Source organism: Rhodoplanes elegans (assembly GCF_016653355.1).
GTDB lineage: Bacteria > Pseudomonadota > Alphaproteobacteria > Rhizobiales > Xanthobacteraceae > Rhodoplanes > Rhodoplanes elegans.
Genome location: NZ_NHSK01000096.1, coordinates 1 through 8,629 on the forward strand (window position 1 = coordinate 1; position 8,629 = coordinate 8,629).

General features: G+C 66.5%; 8 protein-coding genes. 1 reads left to right on the top strand and 7 read right to left on the bottom strand.

The annotated features are described in order from the left end of the window. From CCR97_RS12775 to CCR97_RS12790, 4 genes are all read right to left on the bottom strand, one after another. A partial coding sequence (locus CCR97_RS12775; protein ID WP_201159538.1) for a L,D-transpeptidase family protein occupies positions 1 to 1,153 on the bottom strand: 1,153 nt, incomplete at its 3' end. Positions 1,154 to 1,364: 211 nt separating this feature from the next. Then, complete coding sequence (locus tag CCR97_RS12780) at positions 1,365 to 2,321, bottom strand: acetyl-CoA carboxylase carboxyltransferase subunit alpha (protein WP_111359453.1); 957 nt, start codon at positions 2,319 to 2,321, stop codon at positions 1,365 to 1,367. A gap of 130 nt (positions 2,322 to 2,451) precedes the next feature. Beyond that, complete coding sequence (locus CCR97_RS12785) at positions 2,452 to 2,808, bottom strand: HepT-like ribonuclease domain-containing protein (RefSeq protein WP_111359452.1); 357 nt, start codon at positions 2,806 to 2,808, stop codon at positions 2,452 to 2,454. After that, positions 2,798 to 3,094 (bottom strand): nucleotidyltransferase family protein, encoded by a 297-nt coding sequence (locus CCR97_RS12790; protein ID WP_111359451.1) that lies wholly within the window; start codon positions 3,092 to 3,094, stop codon positions 2,798 to 2,800. The genes CCR97_RS12785 and CCR97_RS12790 overlap by 11 nt, the downstream gene beginning before the upstream one ends. 463 nt (positions 3,095 to 3,557) lie before the next feature. Between CCR97_RS12790 and CCR97_RS12795 the strand changes: the two genes are divergently transcribed. Further along, positions 3,558 to 5,159 (top strand): stalk domain-containing protein, encoded by a 1,602-nt coding sequence (locus CCR97_RS12795; RefSeq protein ID WP_420826072.1) that lies wholly within the window; start codon positions 3,558 to 3,560, stop codon positions 5,157 to 5,159. An 828-nt stretch (positions 5,160 to 5,987) separates the two neighbouring features. Here CCR97_RS12795 and CCR97_RS12800 read toward each other — a convergent pair. From CCR97_RS12800 to CCR97_RS12810, 3 genes are all read right to left on the bottom strand, one after another. Then, positions 5,988 to 7,115, bottom strand: a complete 1,128-nt coding sequence (locus CCR97_RS12800; protein ID WP_201159539.1) for a site-specific tyrosine recombinase XerD — start codon at positions 7,113 to 7,115, stop codon at positions 5,988 to 5,990. A 3-nt stretch (positions 7,116 to 7,118) separates the two neighbouring features. Next, positions 7,119 to 7,271, bottom strand: coding sequence for a histidine kinase (locus CCR97_RS12805; protein WP_111358340.1), 153 nt, complete (start codon positions 7,269 to 7,271; stop codon positions 7,119 to 7,121). Positions 7,272 to 7,364: 93 nt separating this feature from the next. Continuing rightward, positions 7,365 to 8,240 (bottom strand): ATP-binding protein, encoded by an 876-nt coding sequence (locus CCR97_RS12810; protein ID WP_201159540.1) that lies wholly within the window; start codon positions 8,238 to 8,240, stop codon positions 7,365 to 7,367. Positions 8,241 to 8,629 lie beyond the last annotated feature (389 nt).

Genomic DNA, 8,629 nt, shown 5'->3' on the forward strand with positions numbered 1-8,629 from the left:
TCTTGCCGAGGCCGAGCCACTTGCCGAACGTCCCGATGGCGCCGTCGCCGTCGGCCGAGGCGACCCGGGCGCCGACGCCCGAGGTCGTGTCGGTGTCGGCCGACGCCATCGCGGTCGCCGCGGTCGGTGCGTTCGGCAGATAGACCAGCGTCGCCTTGCCGCCCGGGCTCTGCGGCGGCAGGCTGGCGACCTTGCGGCCGTTCGACACGTAGGTCTCGTTGGTGTTCACCTTGGCCAGGAAGGTCGGATGCATGCCGCCGTCACTGCCGGTGCGCACCGCCGCGGTCTGCACCCCCTGGGCGACGTAATGGGCGAACTGGCGCTCGTCGGCGTCCTGCTTCTGCCGGACCGCCGCGACGACGTCGTCCGGCACCTGGTAGACCGGGCAGCGCGCCGCCGGGCTGAAGCCGCCCGCCGTCGGCGTCGCGTTGAAGACGTAGCGCTTCTCGCAGACGTCGATCTTCGGCTCCTGGCGGGTCGCCTCGAAGTGGTCGTTGCCCTCCTTGAGCATCCGCCAGAACGCCATGTGCGGGCTGGTCCGGTGGCGGGCCATGTTGAGGGCCGTCATGCGGAACGGATAGGCCTGCACCTGGAAGGACTTCTGCCCCCCGAGGAAGGCCTCGCGGCCGAGCCCGTAGATCTCGGTGATCTGCTCGTCGGTCATCGCGTAGCAACCCGAGGACGAGCAGTCGCCGTGCACCATCAGGAAGGCGCCGGTGCGCTCGTGGGCGCGGTCGTAGGCGTTGGGGAAGCCGAGATTGAACGCGAGGTGGAAGCTCGAGTTCGGGTTCATCTGGCCGGGGCCGATCGCGTAGAAGCCCTCGGGGGCCTGGCGGTCGCCCTGCTTGACCTTGGGGCCGAGCTCACCCGACCAGCGGCAGATCGGGTAGGTTTTGAGGTGGGCGTACTGGCCGGACGAGTCCTGCTTCCAGACCTCGAGCTCCGATTCCTCCTTGAAGATCCGAACCAGGATCGGGGAATCGACCGGCATGTTCTTCTTTTCGAGCGTCGCCACCATCTCGCGCGACAGCGGCTGCATCGCCTTGCTCGGGATCTGCGAGATCCCGTCGGTCTGGCACCCGGCCAGCGCGATCGCAGCCGCGACCCCCGCCGACGCCAGGAGCGTCCGGACCCACGCCGAATGACGGTTCAAACGGCACTCCCCCTCGTCCCATTCCCTTAACGCCGGGTTAGCGTCGAGATGTGGTTTTAGCAAGGCAACGGTACCGGACCCCGCACCCGCCCGCGCCGGCATGGTGAATCAGGGGTGTACGGGGGTCTTGCGAGGACTGTCCGCCGGTATGGTTTCCGGACCGTTAACGCGGCCCGGATGGTGCTGGATTGTCGTGCGAAAACGCCGCCCGTCACGCCAGCGTGCGGCCGATCGCCAGAAACTTGTCGCGGCGGTGCTGGCGGATCGCCTCGGGGCCGAGGTCGCGCAGGCCGTCGAAGGCGGTCGCGATGGCGTCGCCGGTGGCGTTGATGGCGGCCGCCCAGTCGCGGTGCGCCCCGCCCATCGGCTCGCGGATCACCGCGTCGATCACGCCGAACTTGAGGAGGTCGTCGGCCGTGATCTTCATGCCGGTCGCCGCCTCCTGGGCCTTGCCGGCGTCGCGCCACAGGATCGAGGCGGCGCCCTCCGGCGAGATCACGCTGTAGATGGCGTGCTCCAGCATCAGCACCTTGTTGGCCGTGGCGATCGCGATGGCGCCGCCCGAGCCGCCCTCGCCGAGGATAACGGCGACGTTCGGGACCTTCAGCGCCAGGCAGGCGGCCGTGGAGCGAGCGATCGCCTCGGCCTGGCCGCGCTCCTCGGCACCGATGCCCGGATAGGCGCCGGCGGTGTCGACCAGGGTGATCACCGGGATGTCGAAATGGTCGGCCATCTCCATCAGGCGCACCGCCTTGCGGTAGCCCTCCGGCATCGCCATGCCGAAATTGCGCTTGAGCCGGCTCTCGGTCGAGGAGCCCTTCTCCTGGCCGATGACGCAGACGCTGTCGCCGCGGAAGCGGCCGAAGCCGCCGACGATCGCCTCGTCCTCGCCGAAGGTGCGGTCGCCGGCGAGCGGCGTGAAGTCGGCGATCAGGCCGTTGATGTAGTCGAGGCAGTGCGGCCGCTGCGGATGGCGCGCCACCTGGGTCTTGTTCCACGGGGTGAGGTTGGAATAGAGCGCCTTGAGCGCCTCGGCGGCCTTCGCCTCCAGGCGGGCGACCTCTTCGCCGATCTCCACCGCGCCGGCCGGCTGCTCCAGGGCGCGCAGCTCCTCGATCTTGGCCTCGAGCTCGGCGACGGGCTTTTCGAAATCGAGATAACTGCGCATTGCGGCTACGAATTCGGGCGATTGCGGGAACGGGAAAGGCACCTCCGCCCGGGGGTGGCGGCGCGGCACAAGACGCCCAATGGACGGCGGAAGTCAAGACCGCGGGAGACCGCCCCCGGCGTGCCGGTGGTCAAGGCTCCTGGCCCGACAGGCGCGCGAGCTCCTGGTCGACCACGATCCGCAGGGGCTCGAGCGAGTTCTGGACGGTCGCCCAGACCATTCTCTCGTGAACGTCCTTGTATTCGTGGCGATAGATGTTGCCGGCGCGGGCGATCTGCACCCAGGGAATGTTCGGATGACGCGCGATCACGTCCGGCGGCAGGCGTCGCGACGCTTCCGAGATGATTTCGAGGCAGCGGATCACCGCGTACACGGTCTTCTGGTCGGCCCTGAACGCTTCGAACGACAGGTCTTCGACGAAGGAGCGCGCCAACGCGATGTTCGTCGCGATCCCCGTCAGCGCGAGGAGCGGAGACTTAGAAGGCATAGATCGAGTCTCGAACGACGTTGTCGCGAATGATCGGCTTGATCATCTCCCGATCGACGACGTCGACCGGCGCCGGGAACAAGTCTTCGATGTAGCTCGTCAGGCCGACATATTGATAGACGTCCATGGCGAGGTCGGGCGCCAGGTCGATGACGATGTCGATGTCGCTGCCCGGCACCTCCTCGCCCCGCGCCACCGACCCGAACAGCGCGGCGTGCACGACGCCCCGCGCCCGGAGCGCATCCCGGTTCCGGCGCAAGATGTCGAGCACGTCCTGCCGGTTCACTGGTACACTCCCGATAGCGCCTGGGCGCGAAAGAATACCCTACGCGGGAAGGCCGTTCCACCACCCGCCGCGCAGTCTCGCCGACCCGTCGCCCGCCACGAACGCCCGCCGCCCGTCCGGCCGGGCCCGTCCCGGCCATCCACGCCGACGCCGCCGCCCCGTCGAAAGACGTGGATGGCCGCGACGAGCGCGGCCATGACGGAGAGGAATCATCAGCGGCTAATCTTCACGGTCTATCCTTATCAATACAAGCTATCTAGACTTCAATCCCAAGTTGATGGAATCCTGCTCATATTTTAGCGTGCATCTCGACCGCACCACACGCGGCGAATGGTTATTAGTTCTTCCGCCAACTCCGAGCCCGCGTGGGGATGTCATGGATTTTGTATCCCGATTGACTTGGCGATACGCTACTACTTTCGCTCTGCTCATCCTCACACAACAGCTTGCTACTGCAGACATAATGGTCGAATCGAAAGGCGTCGTAAGGGACGGCCACGTATTCGTACCATCCAGGCTGTTTGCTGAGACGTTCATGGGCGACTTTCGATCGACCAGCGATTATCGCTCGCTCTTTCTGCTAAGCGATAAACGAAGGATCCGATTTCAATTCAATGACGAGATGGTGGAAAGAGAACATTCGAAGTACACTGAGCTGCCCGCCATTCTCGTAGATGGCGAAGCATATATTCCGCTCGCAGAAACCGCCGATTCGCTCGAAGTGGAGTGGTCCTACGATTCGTCATCGGGAACAGTGACACTGACCCGACAAGGCCGAAGGGCCTTAGTCAATCTCGTGCAAAGCGATACGGCAATCACTCCTCTGTCGGCCGAAACAGCCCTCACCGTTTATAAACGACAAAGTAACGGCCTTACCTACAGCTTGAAGAAACATATCGATCCAAAGCGAACAGCTATTCTGGTTATTGACTTCTGGGGAGACAGAATAGATCCCGCACCAGAGCTGGACAATGCTGCCACGCTGGTGCACTTCGCCCGCCAGAATGGGATATTTGTCGTACACGACCCTCACGAAGGCCTAGAGTTACCAGGATATCGCATAAATCCGCGGATATTGCCTATTCCCGAGACGGACGGCGTCCTAACCAATGGAGAGACTATCGATGATTATTTCGATAGAAAGAGCATTGAAATCGACACTATTCTGTTGGCCGGATTCTCTGCTGAAGAGTGCCTGCTATTTTCGAGATCAAACAGCATAACCAATATTTCCAGGCGATCAGCCCGCTTCGATCTGATTCTTGTCAAGGATGCAACGACAGCCTCATATTGGGGATATGAGTTCGCGCTCGATGGAATCGAAATGATTTACTCCTCGACAACTCTGAAGGACGTCGCAAAGGCATTCGGTACCATAACTTCGGCCCTGCCGGTCAATCGGCTAGGGTACTCCCAACTCCGAAAAGCGCGGACCGACACGAGTTTCGGCGCCTCGTTTAGGAATAAGAAGACGGCATTGGTCATAATTAATCCAATGGGTGAGCCACCAAAAACTCGAGAAACGCCGGAAGGGTGGTTCGATCGCGTTCAGGACAACATCGAACGGAACATCGCGCCCCTACTCGCATTCGCTCGTGAGCGGGGACTACACGTCGTCTTCGTTCCAAATGGGCATCCGATCGACCCAAAAGTCTCACCTGGACCAGGAGAGGCCTCCTTCGACTCCGTCGAGGGCATGAACGTCTATCTTAAGAAGAACGAGATCGAGATGATCCTCTATTCTGGGAATCTGACTAACACCGAGGCGCTGTTTCGTCCGCTTGACGTCAATCTCTTCTCGTCGTTCGACACCGCAACTAGGCTTGTCGAGGACGCCTTGATCGTGAGCGAGACACCCGAATCTCTGGCGAACCAACATTTCAAACGCTATTTCCTCGAACGTGCCACCGTCTATGGCGGGAAAAGGCACATGGTCACCACATCAGCAACTCTTCGTAGCAATCTAATATTCAGCGCAGAAACCCGTGACGGGGACACCAAAGAAACGGCCGGTTCCCCGAATGCGATTGCCGAGTCTTCCCTTAAGCGGATCGTCAAGCAATGATCCCTTGAGCGAGTTGGGCGACAGATACCCATCATCTAAGGCACTGCGCCGGCGATGGGTTTCGTCTTCGGCTCCACCGATCCTACGAGAATCGTGCGCCTACGGCACGCGCTGCGCTCACCTTGAGTTGCGGCGGCCTGCGGCCTCCCGACCACATCTTGACTTTATTCCTATCCGCCGCTACACACGGCCTCGTCCTGCCCGTCGAGGGGCGTCGACCGGTGACGTCGGGCGATGGGGCAGGCCGGCGACGTGCGGTTTTCGTGCTCCGGGGCACCGGGGCTCGCAAAAGCGCACCAAGGGCGGGTCGGACCCGCCGGAAAAGCCGGGCGCCGGGGCAAACGGGTCAACCCGCCGGCGCATGTGGCGCCCGCGCGTCCGGCCTCGTCCGCCGGGCTCCCGGGCGGCTCGGGAGTGCGCCGCCGGGCAATAGGGTCTTCGACACCCCTTGGGACCCGGAGCGTCCGCAGAGCGCGACGCCGGACCGCCGCCGTCGTGGTTGCGACGCCCGCGATTACGAGCCCGAGACCGCAGAGACGCCACCAGCGGAGCGCCGACAGGCGTCGCGCATCGTTCGCCGCGATGCGCGCCGCGCCTTCCTCGCGAAGGCGCACACTACGGACGCGCCTCTCGGCGCTCCGCTCCCCTCGGTTTCTTGGGCCGAGGGCACGGGTCATGGGCAAAGCCCGGGCGCGAAACGCGCGTCGCGGGAGAAAGGACGGCTGGCCATAGGATGGGTGGAGCGACAGCGACCCCCATCCTCCGCGGCACCGATCCGGCGATGGGTATCGCCTTCGGCTCCACCCATCCTACGAGCGCGTCGCGCGGCTATCCCTCGTCCGCCAGCGGGTGCAGGTCGCGGACCAGGCTTTTGAGGCGCTCTTCCAGCACGTGCGTGTAGATCTGGGTGGTAGAGATGTCGGCGTGGCCGAGGAGCATCTGGACCGAGCGGAGATCCGCCCCGTTCTGCAGCAGGTGGCTGGCGAAGGCGTGGCGCAGCACGTGCGGCGACACCTTGTCGGGGCGCAGCCCCGCCGCGATCGCGAGGTCCTTCAGCTCGCGGGCCGCGTGCTGCCGCGTGAGATGGCCGGTCTCGCTGAACGACGGGAACAGCCAGCGGCTGCCCTCGAAGCGGCCGGCCTCGGCGAGCGCCGCGAGCCATGTCTTCATCGCGTCGCGGGCGGCGCCGTTGAGGATCACCATGCGCTCCTTCGATCCCTTGCCGCGCACCACCAGCATGCGCTCGTCGCGCCGCGCCGCGGCGGCCGGCAGCGCGATCAGCTCGGAGACGCGCAGGCCGGTGGCGTAGAGCACCTCGAGCAGGCAGATCATCCGCAGCGCGCGCAGCCTCTCGCCCTCGCTCTGCTCGGTGCGCGCCGCGAGCGCCCGCGCGGTCTCGATCAGCCGGTCGACCTCGGCGACCGACAGGATTTTCGGCAGCGACCGGCCGCGCCGCGGGCCTTCGATCATGGCGGTCGGGTCGTCCTTGCGATGGCCCTCGGCATAGAGGAAGCGGCAGAGCTGGCGCACCGCGGAGAGCTTTCTCGCCACCGACGTGGCCTTGAAGCCGCGTGCCGTCAGCCCCGCCAGATACGCGCGAAAATCCTCGGTGCGGGCGTCGAGCACGCTGCGGCCGACCGCCTGCAGACGCTCCGATACGTCGGCGAGGTCGCGCGCATAGGCGTCGAGCGTGTTCTTGCCGGCGCCGCGCTCGGCCGCGATCATGTCGAGGAACAGGTCGACATGGCGGTCCGCCTTTTGCACACGCGGCGCCTTCGGGCGGCCGCGCTTCGGCTTCGCGGGGGCGGGTTTTACGGCTGGCGGCTTCTTCGTCGCGGCCTTGGTCGCGGGCTTCGCCACGGCCGTGGACGAATCCTTGCGCGGCGGCGGCGCGACCGGCGCGGCGGCGGTGCGCCGCGTGGCGGCCGTGCCGAAGGCCTTCGGCGGGCGGCCCATCCGTCAGCGCTGCGGCTTGACGAAGCGGTCCGGCGGCACCGCGACACTGATCTCGCGCGGCTTTACGTCGACGAACAGCGTGAGCGCCAGCATGCCGCCGTAGATCAGGCCGCCGATCAGGCCGACGACGAACAGGAATCGGAACAGGCTGGGCATGGGCGAGGTCCTGCGGCGCCTCGGGCCGGCTCGGGAACGCCCGACTACGACCACGTTCGCCGCCGCCATGCAAGCCCGCCGGGACGGCCCGGATCAGGCCCGCGCGAGCGGCAGCACCACCCTGAATCCGCTGCGGGATTCGCCCTGCGGTGCGACCGTCGCGTCGCCGCCGTGCAGGCGGGCGATCTGCCGCACCAGCGACAGGCCGAGCCCGGCGCCGCGCGAATCGCCGGCGAGCCGGAAGAACGGCGTGAACACCTCCTCGCGCTGCTCGAAAGGCACGCCGGGTCCGCCGTCGGCGACGGTGAGCACGGCCCTGCCGGCCTCGGTCGCCAAGGAGACCTCCACGGGCGGTGCGCCGTGGCGCTCGGCGTTCTCCAAAAGGTTGCGGATCATCCGCCGCAGCAGGCGCGGATCGCCCGTGAGGGTCACCGGGGCGCCGTCGAGCGTGCAGTCGTAGCGGGCGCACTCCTCCGCCGCGAGGGCCAGCAGGTCGACCTCCTCGGCCGCCTGCGGCGCCCCGATGGCGTCGAGCCGGCTCGCCAGCAGGATCTCGTCGATCAGCCCGTCGAGCTCGGCGATGTCGCGCTCGAGATTGTCCGAGTGGCGCGGATCGGGCCGCGTCTTCATCAGCTCGACGCCGAGCCGGATGCGCGCGAGCGGCGTGCGCAGCTCGTGCGAGGCGTTGGCGAGCAGCAGGCGGTGCGCCCCGACCAGCTCCTCGATGCGCCCGGCGGCGCGGTTGAAGCTCTCGGCGAGGCGGGCGACCTCGTCGCGCCCCTCGACCGGCACGCGCGCCGCGAGATGGCCGGCCCCGAGAGTCTCGACGCCGGCCTGCAGGGTCTCCAGCCGCCGCGTCAGGCTGCGCACGATCGGAAAGGCGGCGACCGCGACGACGACGGCGATCAGGGTGAGCGCCACCATCAGCGGGACGAGCGGGCTGCGGTGGCGCGGCGGCGGGCGGGCCACGAGAACCCGCGCGTCCGGCAGCTCGATCACCCAGGCCGGGCCGCCCGGACCGTAACGGAAACCGGGGCCGCCCGACCGCGCCGGCGACCAGCACCAGGAGCACCAGGGCGCCGACCATGGTCAGGTAGATCTTGTGATAGAGGCGACGCATCCGCGGGCTCCGGGACCGGTCTCACCTCTCCCCGCGCGCGGGGAGAGGTCGGACTTCGCGCCTCGGCGCGGAGTCCGGGTGAGGGGGCGTCTCGTGGATACGGAAGCGCCCCCTTGTAACTCTGATTGTCGCGACTCGCGTAGTCTGCGGGCCGCGGTGACGGGCGGGAGCCCGGGAGCCCCTGGGCCAGGTCAGGCCGTGGGTGAGCATGGTGCCCCGCCCGTCGTTCCATCGAACC